This window comes from Cystobacter fuscus (assembly GCF_044360685.1).
GTDB lineage: Bacteria > Myxococcota > Myxococcia > Myxococcales > Myxococcaceae > Cystobacter > Cystobacter fuscus_C.
The window spans coordinates 4,930,331-4,951,985 of record NZ_CP043491.1 but is presented as its reverse complement, the minus strand read 5'-3'; the positions used below and the strand labels follow the sequence as shown (position 1 = coordinate 4,951,985).

Here is a 21,655-nt window from a genome sequence, read left to right as displayed (position 1 = left end):
CCAGACACGCCCGCCGGGAAGAGCCTCCCGGCGGTTTCACCTCGGCCGGGCCTCTCCCCGGCAGGTGAAGGTCATGGCGCTGTCAGCGCCCCGCCGCGCCCTGGGCGTACGCCACCGCGAGCTGTCCGGCGAAGCGGGCGTTGTTGGTGAGCAGGGCCAGGTTGGCGCGCAGCGTCTTGCCGCTCGTGCGCCGGGCCATCTCCGAGAGCAGGAAGGGCGTCACCGCCTTGCCGCGGATGCCCTGCCGATCCGCCTCCGCCAGCGCCGAGGCGATGTGCAGCTCCACCTCCGCGCGCGGCAGCGCCGTCTCCTCGGGCGGAGGCACGGTGAAGAGAATGCCCCCCTGCCCCAGCGTCTCGAAGCGGGCGCGGCAGATCGCCGCCGCGCTGGCGGCATCCTCCACGCGGTGCTCCAGGGGCAGCCCGGACGAGCGGCTGTAGAAGGACGGCAGCTCATCGGTCCCCACGCCGAGCACGGGCACGGCGGCGGTCTCCAGCGCCTCGAGCGTCTTGGGCAGATCCAGCACGGACTTGGCCCCGGCGCACACCACCGCCACGGGGAAGCGCGTCAGCGCCCAGATGTCCTGGGAGATGTCGAGCTGCTCGGCGACCCCGCGGTGCACGCCGCCGATGCCGCCGGTGGCGAAGACACGGATGCCGGCGGCGGCGGCCACCTCGCACGTGGCGCTCACGGTGGTGCCTCCCGTGGCCTTCTGGGCGATGGCCACCGGGAGATCGCGCGAGGCGAGCTTGAGCAGGCGCTCCTTGCCCTCGGCGAGCCGGCGCATGTGCGCCTCCTCCAGCCCCACCCACACCTCCCCATCCACCACGGCGATGGGAGCGGGCACGGCACCCGCGCGGCGCACCGCTTCCTCGCAGGCCCGGGCCGCCCCAATGTTGTCCGGATAGGGCAGCCCCTGGGCCACCACGCTCGTCTCCTGTGCCACCAACGGCACGCCCTGCTCCCGGGCACGCCGCACCTCTTCGGAGTAACGCAAGTGCATGGGCCCAATACGCCATGGCCTTACCGGCGGGACAAGTGCGGAAGATGACGCCCGGTTGCCAGCGTCGTCCACCAGCGCTATTCCGCCCCCGCCTTGAACGCCTCCAGCACCCCCGCCGTTGCCCCCGCGCTCCGCGCCATCTCCTGGTCCGACCTCGCCCTCATCGCCGTCATCATCATCTGGGGGACGAACTACACGGTGGTGAAGGGGGCCCTGGACACCCTCCCCCCCTTGGCCTTCATGTCGCTGCGCTTCGCGATCGCGGCGATCGCCATGGCGCTCGTGCTCCATGTGCGCGAGGGCTTCACTCCCCTGCCCCGCGCCACCGTGCTCAAGCTCGTGGGGCTCGGACTCGTGGGCCACACGCTCTACCAGTTCTGCTTCGTCATGGGCGTGGCCCACACCACCGCCGCCAACAGCGGCCTGCTCGCCTCGGGCACGCCCGTGCTCACCGCCCTGCTCGGCGCCCTGTTCGGCGTGGATCGGCTGCGCCGGCCGCTGGTGATGGGGCTCGTGCTCGCCATCCCCGGCGTGGTGCTCATCGTCCTGGCCCGGGGCCCGGGGCTGGATGCGTCCACGCGCGTGGGAGATCTCTTCATCCTCGGCGCCTCGCTGTGCTGGGCGCTGTACACCGTGGGGCTGCGCTGGCTCGGGCCCGGGCTGTCCGCGCTGCGCATCACCGCGCTCTCCATGCTCACCGGCGCTCCGGGCGTCATCCTCCTGGGCGTGCCCGAGGTGCTGTCCCTGAAGGGCGCCAGCATCGGCCCGGGCGCCTGGGCCGGCGTGGTGTACTCGGCGCTCGTCCCCCTGGTGCTGGCCTATGTCGTCTGGAGCCGCAGCGTGCAGTCGGTGGGCAGCAGCCGCACGGCGCTCTACAGCAGCGGCACGCCCGTGGTGGCCGCGCTCACCGCCTGGGCCGTGCGCGGCGAGCGCCCCACCTGGGTCCAGGCCGTGGGCGCGGTGCTCGTCATCTCCGGGGTGCTCGTCAGCCGCAGGCGGTGAGCGGCGCCCGGGGCACTCCCGTCAGGCGGGACGCGGGGCCCGGTACGCCTCGAAGTGCTGCCGCGCGAACTCATACATGCCGAGCGCGGGCGCGTACCCGGGATAGAGGACGCGGAACTCCAGCTCCGCCTCCTCGAACGTCCGGGTCGCGAAGCGCTGGGTGTGCGCCACCAGGTAGAGAAACGCGATGGTGGGCGAGCGCGAGGAGCCCTGGTTGCAGTGCAGCAGCACCCGCTGTCCCGAGCCCAGGGCCTCGTGGATGAAGGCGAGCGCCGCGTCGATGGCGTCCTTGGGGATGTACGCGGGATCCGTCATGTCGACGAGGTTGAGCATGAGCCGCTCGCCCCGCCGCGCCACCAGGGCCTCGGGATGGGCCTCGGGCACCAGGGGCGTGCGGTAGCCCAGGGCCCCGCGGTGGTAGGGCTCCTTGCAGGCGTGGACGACGCTCCACCCCGTCTGGTGCCGCACGGTGTTCTCGTAGTCGAGCTCGTTGCCGACGTGCAGTCCTGGCCAGATCTCCACCATCTTCCTCACCCCCCGCCGTCTCGGCAGAAGCCCCTCACACCCTTCTGCGCTCGACGGTGAGCCCATAATCCTCGATTTTCTTGTCCAGGGTCGGGCGGCTGATGCCCAAAAGCCGCGCGGCGACGATCTTTCGTCCCCCCGCCGAGCGCAAGGCCTCGGCGATGGTCTCCCGTTCCAAACGCGACACGCGCTCCTGCAGCGAGAGCGACGGGGGAGAGGCGTCCTGGTTGAACTCGGGAGGCAGGGCCGAGGCGGGGATGCTCGCGCCGGCATGCAGCAGGGCGAGCCGCTCGCTGAGCAGCTCCAGCTCGCGCACGTTGTGGGGCCACGCGTACTCCATGAGCAGGCGCCGCGCCTCGGGGGTGAGCACGGGGGGCGCCTCCCGGCCCGAGCGCGCGCCCCGGGAAGCGAAGCGCTCGAAGAGCTGGGGGATATCGGCGCGCCGCTCGCGCAGCGCGGGCAGCGCCAGCTCCAGCCCCGACAACTGCAGCGCGAGCGACTCGTCCAGCTCTCCCTGGAGGGCGAGCATGCGCGGCGGGGTGTGCGTGGTGACCAGGAGCCGGACATCCACGGGCTCCTCGCCGCCCTCGCGCGCGGGAGCGCTCTTGCGGGCGAGCAACCGGGCGAGCCGCTCGGCCATGAAGCGCGGCAGCCGCTCCACGTGCTGGAGCAGCAGGGAGCCCCCATCGGCGCGCAGGAGCGCGGAGGGCATGGGCGGCGCGCCGGGCGTGCTGGCGCGGCCGAAGAGCACCTCCTCCAGCGAGGCGCCCTCCCGGCAATCCACCTGCACGAGCGGCCCGAGCGCCCGGGGCGAGCGCGCGTGGATGTAGCGGGCGGCCAGGGACTTGCCGGTCCCCGGCTCGCCGAAGAGCACCACGGGGGCGTCGCTCACGGAGGCGCGGCGGGCCTGCTCCACCACCTTGCGGAAGGAGCGCGAGCCGCCCACCAGGTCCACGCGTCCGGAGGGCGTGCTCGCGCGCGAGCGCACCGCGGCATAGGCCTCGCCGCCGAGCCGGCCGAGCATGGCGGCCAGCCGCGCTTCCGCGTCGGTGAAGGGTGGCTCGGAGCGCTCCAGGTAGAGCAGGCCGAAGGGAAGACCGCCCGAGGCCACCAGGGGCGAGCACACCACGCCCTCCGCGCGGCTCTGCTCGGAGTGATCCATCGCCGCGCGGGCCATGTCCCGAGGCACCTCCACGGAGGAGGCGCCCACCACGGCCGCGGTGAGCATGCCCTTGATGCTGCCCAGGAGCGCCGCGGACGTCTCCGCGCGCAGCGCGTGCAGCGCGTGCTCGGCGAGGTGCCGCAACACCATGGCCTCGCTGGTGGCCCCCAGCAGCGCCACCCCCGCCGAGTACAGCGCCGCCTCGCTGCCCACGTGTGGCAGCACCTCCTCGACGGGCTCCTGGCGCGTGGCCGCCCGCGCGTCGCCCACGCCGATGGACGGCCCGGAGGGCGAGACGAGCACCAGCGTCTTGCCCACCTGCACGCGGTCTCCGGGGTGCAGCGCCACCTCGCCGGTGATGCGCTCGCCATTGACCGAGGTGCCATTGCGCGAGCCCAGGTCCTCCACGTGCACCTGGTCCTCGCGCACGAAGAAGCGCGCGTGGCGGCGCGACATCCGATCGTCCTCGGGCAGGGGCAGCTCACACGAGGGGCTGCGGCCCATCGTCGCCTCTCCGAGGAGTTCATGTCGAAGGCCGGCGCTGGGACCGGAGAGAAGCAGCAGGGAGGGCATGAGCGGCGTCGGGGCTATATCACCGAAGCTTCACGGAGGGTGCGTCGTGGCCCGGAGAGGACGGTGGGGGGACGGTCGGCGCCCGCCGCGCCGGATGGTAAGGTGGACTCGCGAGGTCCTCGCGTTCGCGGAGGATGGAACGTGTCACGACAATTCATCGATACCCGGCGAGCCTGGCGTCTGCGCGGCCGAGTGCAGAACTACCAGATCGTGAGGAACTTTGGCCTGGCCGAGCAGCCCGAGGAGCTCGTGTCGGCCAGCCTCCTGGTGGCCGAGCTGGACCGGTGGCTGTCCTCCACGTTCACCCAGCGCACGCTTCACGAATTGTACGAGGCCGTCACGGGCACCCCCCCGGTGAGGGAGCCGGCACTGAAGGATCCGCGGGCGGCCGGACGCATCAAGAGCCGCCTGGCCGAGGCCTTCCGCCGGGGCGAGCTGCTCGCGCTGCCCGCGGGGCCGGCGCGCCTCAAGCAGTGGCCCATTCCGGTGGCGCCGAAGGACTCGGGGCCCCCGCTCGCCGTGCCCCTGCTCGCGGAGGTCCCGCCGGGCCCCGCTCCGCGCGAGAAGGAAAAGGAAGAAGAGAAGAAGCCCACGGCGTGGGTGGAGTTCGAGCTGGTGGACTCGGAGGGCGAGCCGCTCGCGGGCGTGGGCTACAAGCTCACCCTGCCGGACGGCTCGACGCGCGAGGGCAAGGTGGACGCCCAGGGACGGGTGCGAGTGGAGGGCATCGAGCCGGGAGAGTGCGTGGTGACCTTCCCGGAGCTGGACGCGTGAGCCTCAGCTGGAGAAGAGGTACGGCCGCTTCTTCTTGACGATGATCTTCGTGGGGGTGCCCGTCTGCAGCTTCACGCCCTGGGTGGCCAGGCGCCTGCGGGTCTCCTTCACGGTCTTCTTCTCGGGGGACTTGGCGTCGGAGGAGGACATGGCGCGCGAGTCTACACCCTAGCTGGGGCGCTCGGCCTGGAGCAGGGCGCGCACCTCTTCGTCCTCGAGGGTGCGGCCCTCGCGGCTGAGGGCGAGCGCATTCACGTCGGCCTCGGGCACTTCCACGTGGGCGCCCTTGCGCCACTCGGTGGTGTGCACGGCGCCATCCACCAGGCGGCCGACGATGAGGGCGTCGTCCCAGGAGAGCACCTCCAGCCAGAGCTGCTCCGTCGCGTCGCCACCCTCCGGGTGCGTCTCGAAGGGGGCGCGCACCAGGAAGGTGAGTGGCTCCATGAGGCCGCGGCGCAGGAAGCGCGCCTTGAAGGCGGGCAGCAGCGACTGGGACTCCTCGTGCATGGACTGGGTGCGCTCGGTGGGCTCCTGGAGGAAGCGCTCGCGGAAGGGGCGCAACAGCTCCGCCGTGTTGTGCCGGCCCTGGGGGGACACCACGGTGAGGTAGAGGCCCTCATGGCCCTCGAAGGCGTCCAGCGGCACGCCGAGCAGGTTGGTGCGCGCCTCGTCCGAGGGCACCAGCATGAAGGGCTGGCCCTCGCTCGTGCCCATCTGCGTGCGCAGCGGCGGCCCCTGTCCGAAGGCCAGATCCGTGCACAGCTCGTGGAGGAAGGCCTCGGCGGGGAGCAGATCCTGCTCGCCCAGGTGGAAGATCTCCAGGTCCCTCGCGCCGAACTTCGCCATGCCGTGCGAGTGCACCCACAGGGGCGTCTCCCCCTCGATGACCTCCACGGCGTGGAGGTTCACGTGGTCGCGGATGTCGAAGTCCAGCTCGGTGATTTCCGCCACGTCATCGGCCTCGTGGACCTTGGACGAGGTGATGTCCACCAGCACGCCGGTGGAGTGGGTGAGCAGGACGCGGGCGCACATGAGGGCCACGAAGACGGGCACGGTGGGCTGGGCCGAGCCCGTCTCGAAGGCCAGGCGGTAGAAGGCCCGGGCCCGGCCGAGTGCCTCCAGGGCGGGCTCGCTGCCGGAGAAGAGATCGTTCGTCCACTCCCTGGGGGTGGGACGCGACTCGAAGAGGACCTCCACGCGGGTCTCCTCGGCCTCGAGCGTGAAGCCCTGCCCGTCGGGAGCGAGCACGAACGCCATCTCCTCGGTCTCGAAGGAGGCGAGCAGGGTCTCGGGAGCCACCGGCACGGCGCTCTCGATGGCGACGAGGTAGACCTCCTTCACAAGTACTTCTCGATCTGTCGCAAGAGGTCCACGCGGTCCACCAGGTCCGTCACATAGTCCAGCTTGTCCGTGGGGAGAACCAGGACGGGGGACAACTTGTAGCCACTGAACCATTCCTCGTACAGGCCGTTCAACCGCTTGAGGTACGAGGGGGGGATGTCCTGTTCCATCTCCCGGCCGCGCAGGCGGATGCGCTGGCGCAGGGTGCGCACGGGGCAGCGCAGGTAGATCATCAGGTCCGGCGGGGCGAGCGTCTGGGAGAACGTCTCGTAGAGGTCCGAGTACAGCGCCCAGTCGCGCTTGTCGATGAAGCGCTGGCGGTGGAGGTTCTTGGCGAAGATCTCCGCGTCCTCGTAGAGGGTCCGGTCCTGCAGGACGGTGCCGGGGGAGCGCTCGAGCTGGCGCTGGAGGCGGAACTTGGTGGTGAGGAAGAAGAGCTGGGAGCGGAAGGCCCAGGTCTTCATGTCCGCGTAGAAGTCGGCCAGGTAGGGGTTCTGCTCGTTGGGTTCGAAGAAGGGAGTGAGGTCGTACTTCCGGCAGAGGAAGGACGTGAGCTCCGTCTTCCCCGCGCCGATGTTTCCCGCGATCGCGATGAACTTCTTTCGGGCCAAGGCGTTCCGCTTCTATCCCCACCCGGGGGGCACACACCAGCGGCAAGGTGATGGTAGATACGCTCCCAGCATGCCGTCCCCCGCCTCTGCCCCCTGGAATCCCCCCACCCGAGCGGTGAGGAAGAGGCGTGGGAGGCCGGGTGTTCCGCCTTGCCAGGTGGGAGACCGGGTGCAGTACCGGGCGGCACGCTCCCCCTTTGGACGAAGCCGAGGTCGCCAGGATGCTCCGCAACCTGTTGTGCATGGTGGTCGCCGTGGTGGCCACCGCCGTGTTCTTTCCCCTGACGGTGGTGGTGGCCCTGGTCACCCTCAATCCTGGCGCCACGGTGTGGGTGGCGCGCCGGCTGTGGTCGCCGGTGCTCATCGCGACGGGCGGAGCCCGGGTGGTGGTGACCGGCCAGGAGAACGTGGACCCCAAGCGGCCCACCATCTACGTCTCCAACCACCAGTCCACCCTGGACATCCCCATCCACTTCGTGGCGGTGCCGGTGAACTTCCGCTTCGTGGCCAAGCACCAGCTCAAGTACGTGCCGCTCATCGGCTGGTACCTGTGGATGGCGGGCCATGTCTTCATCAACCGGGGCCGGCGCGACAAGGCCATCGCCTCGCTGGATGAGGCGGCGCGGAAGATCCGCGAGGGCACGAGCGTGTTCCTCTACCCGGAGGGCACGCGCTCGGATGATGGCCGCGTGCTGCCCTTCAAGAAGGGACCGTTCGCCCTGGCGCTCCGGGCCCGGGTGCCCGTGGTGCCCATCACCATCGAGGGCTCGGGCACGGTGATGCCGAAGAACTCCTGGAACATCCAGCCGGGCCCCGTGTACGTGAAGATTGGCAAGCCCATCGACACCACGCGCTTCGCCGACAACGACCGCGAAGGGCTGGCCCGGGCGGTGCGCGACGTCATCATCGCGCAGAGCCTCGAGCTGGGCGGCAAGGGGGGCGACTCCAGGGCCGCCGTGGCCGACGCGGGTGTCGAGGGCGAGACCCAGCAGTCACGTCGCAGTGCCTCCTAGTCCGCAGCGCTACCCCGAGGAGACCGTGTTGCCCGTCCCCCCTTGTTCCCCCTCCTGGCGCACGGGCGTGCGCCGCCGGCTGAGTCCCTGGATGTGCGTGCTCGGCCTGGGTCTGCTCTCGGGCTGCCAGCATGGCGCCGCCGGGCGGCCACTCGACGCGCGAGCCCAGGCCCGCGAGTACCTCGCGAAGAACCAGCCCGAGCGCGCCCTGCCCTTGCTGGAGGCCGAGGCGGCCCGGGCACCGGAGGACCTGGAGCTGGCGCGCACGCTCACCGAGGCCCAGGTGAAGGCGGGCCGGGCGGAGGCGTGGATCGCCGAGCTGCGCCGCCGCAACGGCCAGGCCGAGCGGGCGGTGAACCACTACATGCTGGGGCTCGCGTATTTCTCGCGGGTGTCGGACGCGGGGACGCCCGCGGTGGCCGCCTTCCAGCGGGCCCTGGAGCTGCGGCCGGACGAGCCCGAGTTCCATTACCGCCTGGGGCTCGCCCTGCTGGAGTCCGAGCAGTACGCGGCGGCGGTGGGCCCGTTGCGCCGGGCGGCCGAGCTGGCTCCGGAGCGCGCGGGCATCCGCCTGCCGCTGGCCAAGGCGCTGCATCGCACCGGGGACGAGCCGGGGGCGGTGGCGGCCCTGTCCGTGCTGGTGAGGAAGGAGCCGAGCCCCGCCGAGGTGGCGACGGCGCGAGCGCTGATGAACCAGCTCGCGGACCCGTTCACGCGCTTTCCCAAGGCGGCCGAGTCCAAGCTGGAGGAAGGCATGCGCTACCTCCAGGAACTGGACGCGCCCCACCCGGCCATCCTCGCCTTCGAGGAGATCCTCCGGGACTACCCGGACCTGGCGGTGGTGCACGCGCTGATGGGGCTGGCGTGGCAGCGCCTGGATGACGCGGGCCGGGCGGTGGAGGAGTTCAAGCGGGCCATCGAGCTGGCGCCGACGGACGGCAAGAACCACTTCTACCTGGGGGAGCTGTATCTGGCGAGGCAGCGGCCAGAAGCGGCGCTGCCGCACCTGGAGAAGGCGGTGGAGCTCAACCCGCTGTTGGACATGGCGTGGTTCCGGCTCGGCGACATCCGGCTGGAGCGCAAGGACTTGAAGGCGGCGGGCGAGGCCTTCCGGGTGCTGACGCACCTGGAGCCGGACGAGGCGCCGCCGCGGGGCAAGCTGGCGCTGGTGCTCCAGCTCGAGGGCGACTGGGCGGGGGCGGAGCGCGAGCTGAAGCACGTGGTGGACAAGGATCCGGAGAACCTCGAGTTCACCCTGCGCCTGGGCATCCTGTTCACCGAGCAGGCACGCCAGTCCACGCGTCCGGAAGAGCGCCGGGAAGCGGCGGCGAAGGCGGAGCAGTGGCTCGGCAAGGTGCTCGAGGCCCAGCCGGAGAACGCGGTCGCCTCGCGGGCCCTACAGCAGCTCAAGCGGCCGTGAGGGGCCAGTAGCCAGCGGCGGCCCGGGCCCTCTACACTGAGGGAACCGATGAGTGATGGTGCCGATCAATCGCAGCCGCCCCGGCGGGGGACGCCGTCGACGACGACTCCTCGCGTGTCGTCCACGGGGACGCCTCGTGTGTCCTCGACGACGACTCCCCGCGTGTCGTCGACGACGAATCCCCGGGTGATGTCCGCCGCGCGCACGGCGCCCCTGCCCAAGGGGCAAGAAGAGGCGATCAGCCAACGGCTGAAGTCCGAGTCCGCCAACGTGGCGCTCAACGCCGTGGCCGTGCTGAAGGAGATGGTCAGCGACTTCCGTCAGCAGGACCGCTTCTTCAAGTACAAGGCGTTCATCGTGGGCGGCTGGGTGTTTCTGTCGCTCGCCACCGTGGGACTCACCTGCGCCCGGGGCGTGAAGGAGACGGGTGACTTCGGCGCGAAGCTCATCCCCATCACCAGCCGCGCGTCGGTGACGATCATGAACAAGAGCGACGAGACGTGGCGCGACGTCATCGTCGTCGTCAAGGACAACCGGAACGCGGAGTGGCGGGCCTCCGTGGCGCGCGTGGATCCGACCAAGGAGCTCACCGTCACGCCCAAGCAACTCCTGGGCGCGGACGGACGGGCGGCTCCCTCGGACATCAAGATCCGCGACGTCGAGCTGCGCACGTCCGAGGGCCGGGCCCGGCTGCTCGAGAACGGCCGCAACCTCACGGAAGAAGCGCCTTAAGCCTTCCCCCGCGGCTTCGGTGCCCCGCAAAGCACGAGAGCGCCCTTCCCGGAGGAAGGACGCTCCCGTGAGCCACGGACTGTCAGGACGGCCGACTACTCCGCCTTGTTCTCGGAGGCCTCGCCCTGGGCCTCGGTCTCCGGCGCGTCGACCGGGGTGCTCTTGGCGGGACGATCCACCAGCTCCAGCAGGGCCATCTCGGCGCCGTCACCGCGACGGAATCCGAGCCGGACGATGCGGGTGTAACCACCCGGACGGCTGGCGTAGCGCTCCTTGTACTCCCCGAAGACCTTCTTCAGGATGACGCGATTGCGGACGGTGCGCTCCGCGAGGCGCACATTGGACAGACCGCCGCGCTTGCCGAGGGTGATGATGCGCTCGGCGAGGGCCCGGGCCTCCTTGGCCTTGGGCAGCGTGGTGCGGATGGCCTCGTGCTCGAGCAGCGAGGTGACCATGTTGTGCAGCATCGCGAGCCGGTGGCTCGTGGTGCGGTGGAGCTTCCGTTGTCCAACCTTGTGACGCATGGGACTGACTCCGGGCCTTGAAGGGGCCCACCACTCCGGCCGTACGAGGTACCGGGTGGAAAGGATGGAGGCCGGCACGGGCTCCACCGCTGCGGGGTTGGGCCGGTGAGGGCCCCCTGCTCGCCCCGGGGCATGAAACCATGCCGCCCCGGGTGGGCAGGTCCTACCACAGAACGACTAGGCCTTGGGCGCGGCGGCCGCGGCGGGGCTCGGAGGAAGCGCGGCGGGCGGGGTCTTCGGCGGCCAGTTCTCCAGCTTCATGCCGAGCGACAGGCCCATCTCCGCGAGGATCTCCTTGATTTCCTTCAAGGACTTGCGGCCGAAGTTCTTGGTCTTGAGCATCTCGGCCTCGGTGCGCTGCACCAGGTCGCCGATGGTCTTGATATTAGCCTGCTGCAGGCAGTTGGCCGAGCGCACCGAGAGCTCCAGCTCGTCCACGGAGCGGAAGAGGTTCTCGTTGAGCTTGGCCTCCTCCTTGGGGGCCTCGATGGCCACGGGCTCCTCGGTCTCGTCGAAGTTGACGAACACCGTGAGCTGCTCCTTGATGATCTTCGCCGCGTAGGCGACGGCGTCCTGGGGCGTGACGGAGCCGTCCGTCCACACCTCGAGGGTGAGCTTGTCGTAGTCGGTGACCTGACCGACGCGCGCGTTGGTGACCTGGTAGTTCACCTTGCGGATGGGCGAGAAGAGCGAGTCGATGGGGATGGTGCCGATGGGCGAGCCAGCCACCTTGTTCACGGAGGCGGGCACGTAGCCACGGCCGCGGCGGCACGTGAGCTCCATGCGGACCTTGCCGCCCTCGGAGATGGTGCAGATGTGGTGACCCGGGTTGAGGATCTCCACGTCCTGGTCGGCGATGATGTCACCGGCCTTGACCTCCTTGGGACCCTCCGCCTCGATGCGCAGCGTCTTCTGCTCGTTCGTGTGCATCCGGAGGAGGACCTCCTTCAGATTCAACACGACGTCCGTGACGTCCTCGGCCACCTCGGGGATGGTGGTGAACTCGTGGTCCACGTTCTCGATCTTCACCGTGGTGACGGCGGCGCCCTGGAGGCTCGACAGCAGCACGCGGCGCAGGGAGTTGCCCAGCGTGGTGCCAAAACCCCGCTCCAGCGGCTCGGCGACGAACTTGCCGTAGGTGGGGGTCAGCGAATCCTGATCGACCTCGAGCCGACGCGGCTTGATGAGGTCCCGCCAGTTCTTCGCGATGAAAGTATCAGCCATGTCCTTCTTCTCCTCGTGACGTGGACCACCACCGACTTCCCCGCCCCGGTGGCGGGAGGATGGGCACGTGGGGTGTCTGTGTAACAACCGGTGCACGCCCGTGGCTGCACACCGGCAGAAGCACGACGCCCCGGCGGTGAGGCCAGGGCGTGTGCGGAAGCATCGGCGGCGAGCCCGGGGACGGGCCTGCCCTTCCGATTACTTCGAGTACAACTCGACGATGAGCTGCTCCTGGATGGGCATGGTGAGGTCCTCGCGGTTGGGCGGGGTCTTCACCGTGGCCTTGAAGTTCTTCTTGTCCAGGTCGATCCACTGCGGCACGCCACGGCGGTCCACGGTCTCCAGGGCCTCGGCGATGCGGAGGATCTTCCGGCTCTTCTCCGCCACCTCGATGGTGGTGCCCGGCTTGACGGCGAAGGAGGGGATGTTCACCCGCTTGCCGTTGATGGTGAAGTGGCCGTGGCGCACGAGCTGACGCGCCTCGTTGCGCGTGTCCGCGAAGCCCATGCGGAACACCACGTTGTCCAGGCGGAGCTCCAGCTGCTGCAGGAGGTTCTCACCCGTCTTGCCCTTGGCGGCCGAGGCGCGGTGGTAGTAGCCACGGAACTGGCTCTCCAGCAGGCCGTACATGCGCTTGACCTTCTGCTTCTCGCGCAGCTGCACGCCGTAGCCGGAGAACTTCACGCGGCCCTGGCCGTGCTGACCGGGGGGATAGGGACGCCGCTCGATGGCACACTTGTCCGTGTAGCAGCGGTCACCCTTCAGGTACATCTTCAGGTTCTCCCGCCGGCAGATGCGGCAGGAGGAGGCGGTATAACGGGCCACGATGCTTCTCCGTGTGGAAAGATGGTCTGGGGCCGCTCCCTCCCAGGGAGGAAGCGGCCCGGAATGGAACTAGACGCGGCGGCGCTTGGGCTGACGGCAGCCGTTGTGCGGGATGGGCGTCACATCGCGGATGAGGGCGATCTTCAGGCCAGCGGCGGCCAGCGCGCGCAGGGCGGACTCACGGCCCGCGCCCGGACCCTTCACCAGCACCGTCACGTTCTTCAGACCGTGCTCCATCGCCTTGGCCGCGGCGTCACCGGCCGCGACCTGAGCGGCGAACGGCGTCGACTTGCGGCTGCCGCGGAAGCCACGAGCGCCCGCGGAGGACCAGGAGATCACGTTCCCGGACACGTCCGTGATCGTGATGATGGTGTTGTTGAACGTGGACTGGATGTGGACCACGCCGTTGAGGATGTTCTTCTTGCCCTTCTTGCTCTTCTTGCGCGCTGCGGCGGTCTCGCCGCCCGCCGCGGGGGCCGCAGCCGCCGCCGGCGCGTTGGTCTCTTCAGCCATGGAACTCGTTGCTCCTGGAAGTAGGTGATCGACGCCAGCTCCTCACGGGGCCGGCGCAGGTGGAAGGACTAGCGCGGGCCCGCCGCCGGCTTGGCGCGCACGATGCCGCGCTTGGGACCCTTGCGGGTGCGCGCGTTGGTGTGCGTCCGCTGGCCGCGAACCGGCAGCCCCTTGCGGTGACGCAGACCCCGGTAGCAGCCCAGGTCCATCAGGCGCTTGATGTTCATGGTGACCTCGCGGCGCAGGTCGCCTTCGACCTTGTAGTTCGCCTCGATGAGCTCGCGGATCTTGCGCGTCTGCTCCTCGGTGAGGTCCTTGGTCCGGGTAGCGAGGTCGATCCCCGCGCCCTCGATGATGTCGTGGGCGGTCTTGTTGCCGATCCCGTAGATGTACTGCAACGAGATCACCGCGCGCTTGTTGGGCGGGAGGTCGATGCCGGCGATACGAGCCATCTTCGTCGTTCCTTCTGGGTGAGTTGGTCTGGAGCTCAGCCCGGTTGAGGGCTAGCCCTGGCGCTGCTTGTGCCGGGGGTTGGAGGCGCAGATGATGCGCACGATGCCCTTACGGCGAACAACCTTGCACTTGTCGCAAATCTTCTTGACGGACGCCCGAACCTTCATGGCGGTACTTCCCTTCCTTCGCTTTTAGAAAAGAAAAGCCCTGAAGGCCTGGCCGCCATTCCGCGGAACCAGGCCTCCGCTACTTCGCTCGGTAGGTGATGCGGCCCCGGGACAAGTCGTACGGGGACAGCTCCACCTTCACCTTGTCGCCCGGGAGGATGCGGATGAAATGCATCCGCATCTTGCCCGAGATGTGCGCGAGCACCTTGTGGCCATTGTCCAGCACCACGCGGAACATCGCGTTCGGGAGGGGCTCCATGACCGTCCCCTCAACTTCGATGGAATCATCCTTCGGCAATCAGAAGCCCTCTCGCGGACCACCTGAACTTTGGAAGCGCGGCGGGATAACACTTTGGTCCTGAAGTGGCAAGCATCCTCGCGCTGGAAAACCACGAAACCGGTAAACCCCTGGGTACTGCATCGTATTCCGCTCTCCTACCCCGACCGACGCCGGGTGAGGAACTCCGGCCCTCTCTCGGTGATGAGCACCGTGTGCTCGAAGTACGCGGAAAGCTTGTTATCGACGGTGATCGCTGTCCAGTCATCCTCGAGCACCGCCACGCCGGACGTGGCCTGGTTCACCATGGGCTCGCCCGCGAGGACTACTCCCGGACGAAGCGCCGTGCCGCCGCCCGCCCGGGTGCCCCCATCCCCCACCCTGCGCCGGGTGGGCCGGGTCGCCCAGGCCCCGGGACCTAGGCCTTGCCCACGGCCTTCTTGAGCTCCTCGTAGATGCCCTCGGGTGGCCCTACCCCGTCGATGCTCTTGAGCAGGCCGCGCTGGGCGTAGAACTGCTTCAGCGGCGAGGTCTCCTTGTCGTACTTCTGCAGCCGCTTCTCGATGACCTCGGCCTTGTCGTCCTCACGCTGGATGAGGCCGGTGCCATCCTTGTCGCAGAAGCCAGCCCGCTTCGGAGGGCTCTGGTAGACGTGGTAGACGGCGCCGCAGGTGGGGCAGGAGCGGCGTCCCGAGCCGCGCTCGATGAGCTTCTCGTGCGGAACCTCGAGCGACACCACGGCGTGCAGCCCCTTGCCGAGCTTGTCGAGCATGCGCTCGAGGGCCTCGGCCTGGGGGATGGTGCGAGGAAAGCCGTCCAGGATGAAGCCTTGGGCGCAGTCGGCCTCCTTGAGGCGCTCCTCCACGATGCCGATGACGAGATCGTCGGGCACGTAGGCGCCCGCGGCCATCAGCGGTCCGGCCAGCTTGCCCAGCTCGGTCCCCTCGCGCACCGCCTTGCGGAGGATGTCCCCCGTCGAGATCTGCGGAATCGAGTAATCCACGTACAACTTCTTCGCCTGGGTCCCCTTCCCGGCGTTAGGCGGACCCAACAGGATGAGGTTCATGTGTTCTCTCTCAGCTCGTCAGGAAGGAGCGCGGGCGGGCCACACAGCCACCCTTTTCCCGCTGCTCGTTGCACCCCAGGAACGGCGAAGCGCCCCTCCCCGGGGCGAGGGGGAGGAGCGCCCGCGAAGCGGCAGCTGGACTAGGCCGCGACGCGAACCCGGCCACGGATCCTCGGACCGCGAGGACCCGCGAAACCCTCGTAGTTGCGGCTGATGAGATGGCCTTCAATCTGCTGCACCGTGTCGAGCGCCACGCCCACGACGATCAGCAGCGCCGTGCCGCCGAAGGTGAAACGCACGTTGAGCAGGTTGGTGATGATGGACGGAATCACGCAGATGGCGGCCAGGTAGATGGCTCCACCGAAGGTGATGCGATTGAGGACGCCCTCGATGAAGTCCGCGGTCTGACGGCCCGGACGGATTCCCGGGATGTAGCCGCCCTGCTTCTTGATGTTGTCCGCCACGTCGTCCGGCCGGAAGGTCAGCGCCGTGTAGAAGAACGAGAAGAAGACGATGAACAGGACGAACAGGCCGTTGTACACCCAGGGGCTGCTCTCGATGCTGCGCTGCAGCCCCTGCAGGAACGGGAACCACGTGCCCAGCGTCGCCGGGAAGGACAGGATGGCGCCCGCGAAGATGGGCGGGATGACGCCCGCGGTGTTGACCTTCATGGGGAAGTAGGTCGCCTGACCGGCGAACATGCGCCGCCCGGCCATCCGCTTCGCGTACTGCACCGGGATGCGCCGCATCCCGCGCTCCACGTAGACCACCACGCCCACCACTCCCACCATGAAGACCAGCAGGGCGAGCACGGCGGCCATGCTGACCACTTCCTGCTGCACCAGGTCCACCAGCGTCTTTCCGCTGGGCAACAGGCCCGCGACGATACCCGCGAAGATGATGAGCGAGATGCCGTTGCCGATCCCGCGCTCGGTGATGCGCTCGCCCAGCCACATGATGAAGGCGGTGCCCGCCGTCAGGCTGATGACGGTCATGAAGGTGAACCAGAGGTTGTCGTTGGGCACCACCACCTGGTTGAACCCGCTCTGCCCCGCGTCGGAGCGGCCCAGCGACGCCAGCCAGCGCGAGATGCCGATGCCCTGGATGGTGGACAGCACGATGGTGCCGTAGCGGGTGTACTGGTTGATCTTCTGCCGGCCGCCCGCGCCTTCCTTCTGCAGCCGCTCCAGGCTCGGCACGACCACCGCGAGCAGCTGGATGATGATGGAGGCGGACACGTACGGCATGATGCCCAATCCGAAGATGGACATCTGATTCAGGGCGCCGCCGGAGAACAGGTTGAAGAGCGAGAACAGGCCACCCGACTGGCGCTGGGCGTCCATGAACGCGTTCATCGCCGCCCGATCCACCCCGGGCGTGTTGATGAAGATGCCGATGCGGTACACCGCGAGCAGCATCAGCGTATAGATGAGCCGACTACGCAACTCCGCGATGCGGAAGACGTTGGCGAAGGCGTTCAGAGCCACGTGGGATCCATCCCCTAAAAAGGTTTCTGCGAGAACAGCAGCGCCCCAATCCGAATTCGGAAAGGGGCGCGGAATCCTACACGGATGGGAAGGCGAGCACCACTGAGAGTGTTACTCGCCTCGCCCTCACTTCCGGGCCTGCTTGACACCCTTGCCGGAGTGGGCCTTGGCGGCGGACTCGGGCTTGTGCGCCATCAGCGGAAGCTCCTCCGCCGTACCGCCCGCCTTCTCGATGGCCTCGCGAGCCGCCGCCGAGAGCTTGTGGACCCGGAGGGTCAGCTTCTTGGTGAGCGAGCCGTTGCCGAGCACCTTCACGCCGTCGTAGCGGCCCTTGACCAGACCCTGCTTCTCCAGCGCGGCCACGTCCACCGTGGTGCCCGCGTCGAAGCCCTCGAGGTCCGACAGGTTCACCACCGCGTAGATGGTCCGGTTGGGCGAGTTGAAGCCGAACTTCGGCAGCCGGCGCTGCAGCGGGCTCTGACCGCCTTCGAAACCCTCGAACCGCATGTTGCCGGTACGGGCCTTCTGGCCCTTGCCACCGCGGCCGGCCGTCTTGCCCAGACCGCTACCCTGGCCACGGCCCACGCGCTTCTTGCGGTGCCAGGAGCCCTCGGGCCGCTTCAGATTGTTGAGCGTCGTCGACATTGTAGTCCTCTTCCCTAGGCCTTCGAGGCCTGGCGGGCGCGCGCGGCGTCCCGGGCGCGGATCTTCCGAGGCTTGCGGCGGGTGGCCTTGGGAGCATCACCCTGCACCGTCTCGGCCGTCACCAGGTGACGGACCTTGTTCACCATGCCGCGGATGGCCGGCGTGTCCTGCAGGAGCCGCTCGGAGCCGAACTTCTTCAGCCCGAGGCTCGCGATGGTCGCGAGCTGATCCACGGACGAGCCCGCGGCGCTCTTCGTCAACTTGACCTTGATCGCCATGATTAGCCCCTCGCCTCTTCGGACTTCGTGGGACCCACGTCCTTGCCACGCAGGCGCGACACCTGCTCCGGGGAGCGCAGCGTCTTCAGACCGGCCACGGTCGCCTTCAGCACGTTGTGCGGATTGCGCGAGCCCTGGCTCTTGGTGAGGATGTTGCGGATGCCCGCCGCCTCGAGGACCGCGCGCACCGCGCCACCGGCGATGACGCCCGTACCCTCACCGGCCGGCTTCAGGAGCACCCAGCCCGCGCCGAAGTGCCCGAGCACCTCGTGAGGAATGGTGTGACCCTGCAGCGGAACGCGGAACAGGTTCTTCTTCGCGTTCTCGCCACCCTTGCGGATGGCCTCGGGAACCTCGTTGGCCTTGCCCAGCCCCACGCCAACGTGACCGGCGCCATCGCCCACCACCACGAGGGCGGCGAACGAGAACCGCCGGCCGCCCTTCACCACCTTGGCGACGCGGTTGATGTTCACCACGCGGTCGGTGAGGTCGAGATCGTTCGGATTGATCGGAGTTGCCACTTGGGAACTTCCTTCTTCGAAAGGTGTCTAGAACTTGAGCCCGGCCTCGCGCGCGGCATCGGCCACGGCGGCGATCCGACCATGGTACGGGAAGCCGTTGCGGTCGAACACCACCGCCTCGACATTGGCCGCCTTGCACTTCTCGGCGATCAGCGTGCCCACGCGCTTGGCGTCGGCCTTCTTGTCGCCCTCATCCTTGCCCTTGAGATCCTTGGACAACGACGAGGCGTACGCCAACGTGCGGCCCGTGGTGTCGTCCACCACCTGGGCGTAGATGTGCTTGAGGCTCTTGTAGACCGTGAGCCGCGGGCGCTCCGTGGTACCGGAGAGCTTCTTGCGGATGCGGTTCTTCCTCTTGATGCGCGGATCGAGCTTGTTCGACATGGATGATTCCTTCTCCGTCCGGCGGCGATGGGGATTTCCACCGCCGGATGATTGCGAGGCACCACCTGGCGCCTCGCGGTTGAGTGTTCACTCCGACTAGGCGGTACCGGTCTTGCCTTCCTTGCGGCGAATCTTCTCGGTCGCGTACTTGATGCCCTTGCCCTTGTACGGCTCGGGCGGGCGCAGCGACCGGATGTTCACCGCGGCGGCGCCGAGGACTTCCTTGTCCGCCGAGCGCAGCGTCAGGCCCAGCGTGGGCAGACCATCCTCGGTGCGCGCGGTCTTGTCGACCTCGGCCGTCACGCCCTCGGGAAGGTTGAACACCACCGGGTGCGAGTAGCCCAGCTGGAAGTTGATGACCTTGCCCTTGACCTCGGCGCGGAAACCAACGCCGCGGATGTCCAGGCGGCGCTCGAAGCCCGTGGAGACGCCCTTGGCCGCGTTGGCCAGGAGCGTGCGCGTCAGACCGTGCAGGCTGCGCGCCTCGCGCGAGTCGTTCTCGCGCTCCACCACCACCTCGTTGTTGGCGATCGACACCTTCACGCCCGTGGCGGGAAGCTGCACGACCATCTTGCCCTTGGGGCCTTCAAAATTGACCTGGCGGCCCACGACCGTGGCCTTCGTCTTGTCCGCCAGCTTGACCGGAAGCTTTCCAATCCGACTCATGATTTCCTCGTGCGGTGGCGGGACGCGGCACAAGCCACGGCCTCCTCACCGCTGCTGGCTAGTAGACGGTGCAGAGCAGCTCGCCGCCGACCTTCTGCTTGCGAGCCTCGGAATCCACCAGCACACCCTTGGAGGTGGACAGGATGGAGATGCCCAATCCCCCGAGAACCTGGGGAATCTCACGCACGTTCACGTAACGGCGCAGACCGGGCTTGGAGATGCGGCGGATGCCGGTGATGGCGGGGGCGCGGTCCGGGCCGTACTTCAGCTGCACGGAGATCTCGTTCTGCGGCTTGCGCTCGTGAACGGTGTAATCCCCGATAAAGCCCTCGGCCTTGAGGACCTTGATGATCTCGACCTTGAGGTTCGAGTGGGGCATGACGACCTTGTCGTGCCGCGCACGGGAACCGTTGCGCAGGCGGGTCAGCATGTCGCCGATGGGATCGTTGACGACCGACATGAATGGCTACCTTCCATGCGGAGCGGCCTGGCCGACTCCGCGTTCGCAACCGCCGCGCCTGCTGGGCCCATCCCAGGGGTTCGCCACGGTTGCCCTGCTCTACTGCGGGCGGCCCACCCTCTTCAGGGCGGGCCAGGGTGCCCCGGCGCCTCATCGGCACCCGGACACCGCGTCCAACTACCAGGACGACTTGGTGACGCCGGTGACCTCACCGCGCAGCGCGCGGTGACGGAAGCAGATGCGGCACATGTTGAACTTGCGCAGGAACGCGCGGGGGCGGCCGCACAGCGGGCAGCGGTTGTACGCGCGGACAGAGAACTTCGGCTTGCGCTTCGCCTGGGCGATCTTCGAGAGCTTGGCCATGGGTGCGGATCCTCGTTACGTGCGGAACGGCATGCCGAAGTGACGCATCAGCGCCAGCCCCTGCTCATCGTTAGCCGCGGTGGTGACGAAGCTGATGTTCAGCCCCTTCACCTTCTCGATCTGGTCGTAGTTGATTTCCGGGAAGATGATCTGCTCGCGGACGCCGAGCGTGTAGTTGCCCTTCCCGTCGAACGCCTTGGGCGACACGCCCTTGAAGTCACGCACGCGCGGCAGCGCCACGGTGATGAGGCGGTCGAGGAACTCGTACATGCGGTCGCCGCGCAGCGTGACGGCGGCACCGATGGCCTGGCCCTGGCGCAGCTTGAAGTTCGCGATCGACTTGCGCGCGCGGGTCACCACGGGCTTCTGGCCGGTGATGGCGCCGAGCTGGTCCACCGCCGACTCGAGGATCTTGGCGTTGGCGAGCGCCTCGCCGAGGCCCATGTTGACGACGATCTTCTCGAGGCGGGGGACCTCCATCGGGTTCTTGAGCGCCAGCTCCTTCATCAGCGCGGGCACGCCTTCCTTGCGGAAGCGCAGCTTGAGCCGCGCCGGCTTGGCCTCGAGACCCTCCTCGATGTTCGCCGCGAAACCGGCCTTCTTGACTTCGTCCTTCTTGCGGCCCTTCTTTTCCTTCTTCGCCGCGTCCTTCTTCTCTTCAGCCATCGTCTTGTCCCCTGCTTCGGAGCGCGGCCGTGGACCCAGCGCGCCGATCAGTACCGCTATGGAAAACTACGAACACCGGAGCCCTACGGGTCCTTCGGAGCCCCGGTAACACCCGCTCGTCTGCTCTCCCCTCACCCGGGCAGGGCAAAGGGCGCGCATACATGCCTGAACCCACGACCCTAGTCAATCAGGCCGTTGCAATCCTTGCGCTTGCAGAACCGCTTCTTCTTGTCCCCATCCAGGCGGATGCCGACGCGGGTCGGCTTGCCGCACTTGGCGCAGACCAGCTGCACGTCCGAGATGTGGATCGTGCCCGGCTTCTCGACGATGCCGCCCTCGGGCTGCTGCTGGGTCTTCTTCAGGTGCCGCTTGACCAGGCGCAGACCCTCCACGGTCACGCGCTGGGCCTCCCGGTCGATCTTCAGGATCTTCCCGCGCTTGGTCGCCTCGGTCTTCTCCGAGCGCTCGGCGCCGGCGATGACCTGCACGGTGTCTCCAACCTTGAGCTTCTCCATGGTTCCTCTCCCTCCTCGCGGACCGCCTGACGCCCTACTAGAGGACCTCGGGAGCGAGCGAGATGATCTTCATGAACTTACGGGCGCGGAGCTCACGGGCCACCGGCCCGAAGATGCGCGTCCCGATGGGCTCCATGTCCTTGTTGATGAGGACGGCGGAGTTGCCATCGAACTTGATGTAGCTGCCATCCGGACGGCCCACCTCGCGCGCGGTGCGCACGATGACCGCCTTGGCCACGTCACCCTTCTTCACCTTCGAGTTCGGCAGCGCCTCGCGGATCGAGACGACGATCACATCGCCGATGGACGCGTACTTGCGCTTGGAACCACCCAGCACCTTGATGCAGAACACCTTCTTGGCGCCCGAGTTGTCGGCCACGTCGAGCACGCTCGTCATCTGAATCATCTGGAATTTCCTCTCTCAGCTTGCTGCAGGCCCCATCCAATCCGGAGGGGCACCGCGCG

Annotated in this window: 31 protein-coding genes; 5 read left to right on the top strand and 26 right to left on the bottom strand. The window is 68.5% G+C overall.

Annotated elements, in window-relative coordinates:
- Positions 1-82 precede the first annotated feature (82 nt).
- Entirely contained in the window at positions 83-1,003 is a 921-nt protein-coding gene (locus F0U63_RS20455; protein ID WP_395847589.1) for a pseudouridine-5'-phosphate glycosidase, read from the bottom strand.
- 93 nt (positions 1,004-1,096) lie between these two features.
- Here F0U63_RS20455 and F0U63_RS20450 point away from each other — a divergent pair, with 93 nt between their 5' ends.
- Positions 1,097-2,005, top strand: coding sequence for a DMT family transporter (locus F0U63_RS20450; protein WP_395847588.1), 909 nt, complete (start codon positions 1,097-1,099; stop codon positions 2,003-2,005).
- 21 nt (positions 2,006-2,026) lie between these two features.
- On the opposite strand, the gene F0U63_RS20445 is transcribed toward F0U63_RS20450, so the two are convergent.
- Positions 2,027-2,530: a dual specificity protein phosphatase family protein gene (locus tag F0U63_RS20445; RefSeq protein WP_395847587.1), complete on the bottom strand. Its 504-nt coding sequence runs from the start codon at positions 2,528-2,530 to the stop codon at positions 2,027-2,029.
- 34 nt (positions 2,531-2,564) lie between these two features.
- Positions 2,565-4,265, bottom strand: a complete 1,701-nt coding sequence (locus tag F0U63_RS20440; protein ID WP_395847586.1) for a sigma 54-interacting transcriptional regulator — start codon at positions 4,263-4,265, stop codon at positions 2,565-2,567.
- A 141-nt stretch (positions 4,266-4,406) separates the two neighbouring features.
- Between F0U63_RS20440 and F0U63_RS20435 the strand changes: the two genes are divergently transcribed.
- Positions 4,407-5,039, top strand: coding sequence for a hypothetical protein (locus F0U63_RS20435; protein ID WP_395847585.1), 633 nt, complete (start codon positions 4,407-4,409; stop codon positions 5,037-5,039).
- Between the two features lie 3 nt (positions 5,040-5,042).
- On the opposite strand, the gene F0U63_RS20430 is transcribed toward F0U63_RS20435, so the two are convergent.
- The 3 genes from F0U63_RS20430 to F0U63_RS20420 are packed head-to-tail and all read right to left on the bottom strand — an operon-like array spanning position 5,043 to position 6,991.
- Positions 5,043-5,189: a hypothetical protein gene (locus tag F0U63_RS20430; protein ID WP_002625353.1), complete on the bottom strand. Its 147-nt coding sequence runs from the start codon at positions 5,187-5,189 to the stop codon at positions 5,043-5,045.
- Between the two features lie 18 nt (positions 5,190-5,207).
- On the bottom strand, positions 5,208-6,380 hold the full coding sequence (locus F0U63_RS20425; protein WP_395847584.1) for a DUF2314 domain-containing protein: 1,173 nt from the start codon (positions 6,378-6,380) through the stop codon (positions 5,208-5,210).
- Positions 6,377-6,991, bottom strand: a complete 615-nt coding sequence (locus F0U63_RS20420) for a deoxynucleoside kinase (RefSeq protein WP_095986902.1) — start codon at positions 6,989-6,991, stop codon at positions 6,377-6,379. Before F0U63_RS20420 ends, F0U63_RS20425 begins: the two co-directional genes overlap by 4 nt.
- A gap of 221 nt (positions 6,992-7,212) precedes the next feature.
- Here F0U63_RS20420 and F0U63_RS20415 point away from each other — a divergent pair, with 221 nt between their 5' ends.
- The 3 genes from F0U63_RS20415 to F0U63_RS20405 all read left to right on the top strand — a co-directional run bounded on the left by F0U63_RS20415 (position 7,213) and on the right by F0U63_RS20405 (position 10,156).
- A complete protein-coding gene (locus F0U63_RS20415; protein WP_395847583.1) occupies positions 7,213-8,004 on the top strand; it encodes a lysophospholipid acyltransferase family protein in 792 nt (263 codons plus the stop codon).
- A gap of 91 nt (positions 8,005-8,095) precedes the next feature.
- On the top strand, positions 8,096-9,424 hold the full coding sequence (locus tag F0U63_RS20410; RefSeq protein WP_395848394.1) for a tetratricopeptide repeat protein: 1,329 nt from the start codon (positions 8,096-8,098) through the stop codon (positions 9,422-9,424).
- A 48-nt stretch (positions 9,425-9,472) separates the two neighbouring features.
- A complete protein-coding gene (locus tag F0U63_RS20405) occupies positions 9,473-10,156 on the top strand; it encodes a hypothetical protein (protein ID WP_395847582.1) in 684 nt (227 codons plus the stop codon).
- A gap of 95 nt (positions 10,157-10,251) precedes the next feature.
- On the opposite strand, the gene rplQ is transcribed toward F0U63_RS20405, so the two are convergent.
- From rplQ to rplN, 20 genes are all read right to left on the bottom strand, one after another.
- Positions 10,252-10,680 carry a 50S ribosomal protein L17 gene (gene rplQ / locus F0U63_RS20400; RefSeq protein ID WP_002625360.1) on the bottom strand — a complete coding sequence of 143 codons (429 nt, stop codon included), beginning with the start codon at positions 10,678-10,680 and terminating at the stop codon, positions 10,252-10,254.
- Positions 10,681-10,857: 177 nt separating this feature from the next.
- Positions 10,858-11,904 carry a DNA-directed RNA polymerase subunit alpha gene (locus F0U63_RS20395; protein WP_395847581.1) on the bottom strand — a complete coding sequence of 349 codons (1,047 nt, stop codon included), beginning with the start codon at positions 11,902-11,904 and terminating at the stop codon, positions 10,858-10,860.
- Between the two features lie 198 nt (positions 11,905-12,102).
- Positions 12,103-12,729 (bottom strand): 30S ribosomal protein S4, encoded by a 627-nt coding sequence (gene rpsD / locus F0U63_RS20390; protein ID WP_002625362.1) that lies wholly within the window; start codon positions 12,727-12,729, stop codon positions 12,103-12,105.
- A 69-nt stretch (positions 12,730-12,798) separates the two neighbouring features.
- Entirely contained in the window at positions 12,799-13,242 is a 444-nt protein-coding gene (gene rpsK / locus F0U63_RS20385; protein WP_002625363.1) for a 30S ribosomal protein S11, read from the bottom strand.
- 68 nt (positions 13,243-13,310) lie between these two features.
- On the bottom strand, positions 13,311-13,694 hold the full coding sequence (gene rpsM, locus F0U63_RS20380; protein WP_095986896.1) for a 30S ribosomal protein S13: 384 nt from the start codon (positions 13,692-13,694) through the stop codon (positions 13,311-13,313).
- A gap of 51 nt (positions 13,695-13,745) precedes the next feature.
- Positions 13,746-13,862 (bottom strand): 50S ribosomal protein L36, encoded by a 117-nt coding sequence (rpmJ, locus tag F0U63_RS20375; RefSeq protein ID WP_043321360.1) that lies wholly within the window; start codon positions 13,860-13,862, stop codon positions 13,746-13,748.
- A 79-nt stretch (positions 13,863-13,941) separates the two neighbouring features.
- Entirely contained in the window at positions 13,942-14,160 is a 219-nt protein-coding gene (gene infA, locus F0U63_RS20370; protein WP_043409051.1) for a translation initiation factor IF-1, read from the bottom strand.
- Between the two features lie 137 nt (positions 14,161-14,297).
- Positions 14,298-14,447 (bottom strand): hypothetical protein, encoded by a 150-nt coding sequence (locus F0U63_RS20365; protein WP_395847580.1) that lies wholly within the window; start codon positions 14,445-14,447, stop codon positions 14,298-14,300.
- A 110-nt stretch (positions 14,448-14,557) separates the two neighbouring features.
- On the bottom strand, positions 14,558-15,205 hold the full coding sequence (locus F0U63_RS20360) for an adenylate kinase (protein WP_395847579.1): 648 nt from the start codon (positions 15,203-15,205) through the stop codon (positions 14,558-14,560).
- Positions 15,206-15,345: 140 nt separating this feature from the next.
- Complete coding sequence (gene secY, locus F0U63_RS20355; protein ID WP_395847578.1) at positions 15,346-16,692, bottom strand: preprotein translocase subunit SecY; 1,347 nt, start codon at positions 16,690-16,692, stop codon at positions 15,346-15,348.
- 126 nt (positions 16,693-16,818) lie between these two features.
- Complete coding sequence (rplO, locus tag F0U63_RS20350) at positions 16,819-17,337, bottom strand: 50S ribosomal protein L15 (protein WP_395847577.1); 519 nt, start codon at positions 17,335-17,337, stop codon at positions 16,819-16,821.
- Positions 17,338-17,351: 14 nt separating this feature from the next.
- Positions 17,352-17,615 carry a 50S ribosomal protein L30 gene (rpmD, locus tag F0U63_RS20345; protein WP_002625371.1) on the bottom strand — a complete coding sequence of 88 codons (264 nt, stop codon included), beginning with the start codon at positions 17,613-17,615 and terminating at the stop codon, positions 17,352-17,354.
- Between the two features lie 2 nt (positions 17,616-17,617).
- Positions 17,618-18,136 (bottom strand): 30S ribosomal protein S5, encoded by a 519-nt coding sequence (rpsE, locus tag F0U63_RS20340; RefSeq protein ID WP_002625372.1) that lies wholly within the window; start codon positions 18,134-18,136, stop codon positions 17,618-17,620.
- Positions 18,137-18,163: 27 nt separating this feature from the next.
- Complete coding sequence (gene rplR, locus F0U63_RS20335; RefSeq protein ID WP_395847576.1) at positions 18,164-18,520, bottom strand: 50S ribosomal protein L18; 357 nt, start codon at positions 18,518-18,520, stop codon at positions 18,164-18,166.
- 96 nt (positions 18,521-18,616) lie between these two features.
- On the bottom strand, positions 18,617-19,186 hold the full coding sequence (rplF, locus tag F0U63_RS20330) for a 50S ribosomal protein L6 (RefSeq protein ID WP_395847575.1): 570 nt from the start codon (positions 19,184-19,186) through the stop codon (positions 18,617-18,619).
- Positions 19,187-19,244: 58 nt separating this feature from the next.
- Positions 19,245-19,646: a 30S ribosomal protein S8 gene (gene rpsH / locus F0U63_RS20325; RefSeq protein ID WP_095986890.1), complete on the bottom strand. Its 402-nt coding sequence runs from the start codon at positions 19,644-19,646 to the stop codon at positions 19,245-19,247.
- A 177-nt stretch (positions 19,647-19,823) separates the two neighbouring features.
- Positions 19,824-20,009, bottom strand: coding sequence for a type Z 30S ribosomal protein S14 (locus tag F0U63_RS20320; RefSeq protein WP_071900185.1), 186 nt, complete (start codon positions 20,007-20,009; stop codon positions 19,824-19,826).
- A gap of 15 nt (positions 20,010-20,024) precedes the next feature.
- Positions 20,025-20,675, bottom strand: coding sequence for a 50S ribosomal protein L5 (gene rplE, locus F0U63_RS20315; RefSeq protein WP_002625377.1), 651 nt, complete (start codon positions 20,673-20,675; stop codon positions 20,025-20,027).
- A 179-nt stretch (positions 20,676-20,854) separates the two neighbouring features.
- Positions 20,855-21,190, bottom strand: coding sequence for a 50S ribosomal protein L24 (gene rplX, locus F0U63_RS20310; protein ID WP_395847574.1), 336 nt, complete (start codon positions 21,188-21,190; stop codon positions 20,855-20,857).
- 37 nt (positions 21,191-21,227) lie between these two features.
- A complete protein-coding gene (rplN, locus tag F0U63_RS20305; RefSeq protein WP_002625379.1) occupies positions 21,228-21,596 on the bottom strand; it encodes a 50S ribosomal protein L14 in 369 nt (122 codons plus the stop codon).
- Between the last annotated feature and the right edge of the window lie 59 nt (positions 21,597-21,655).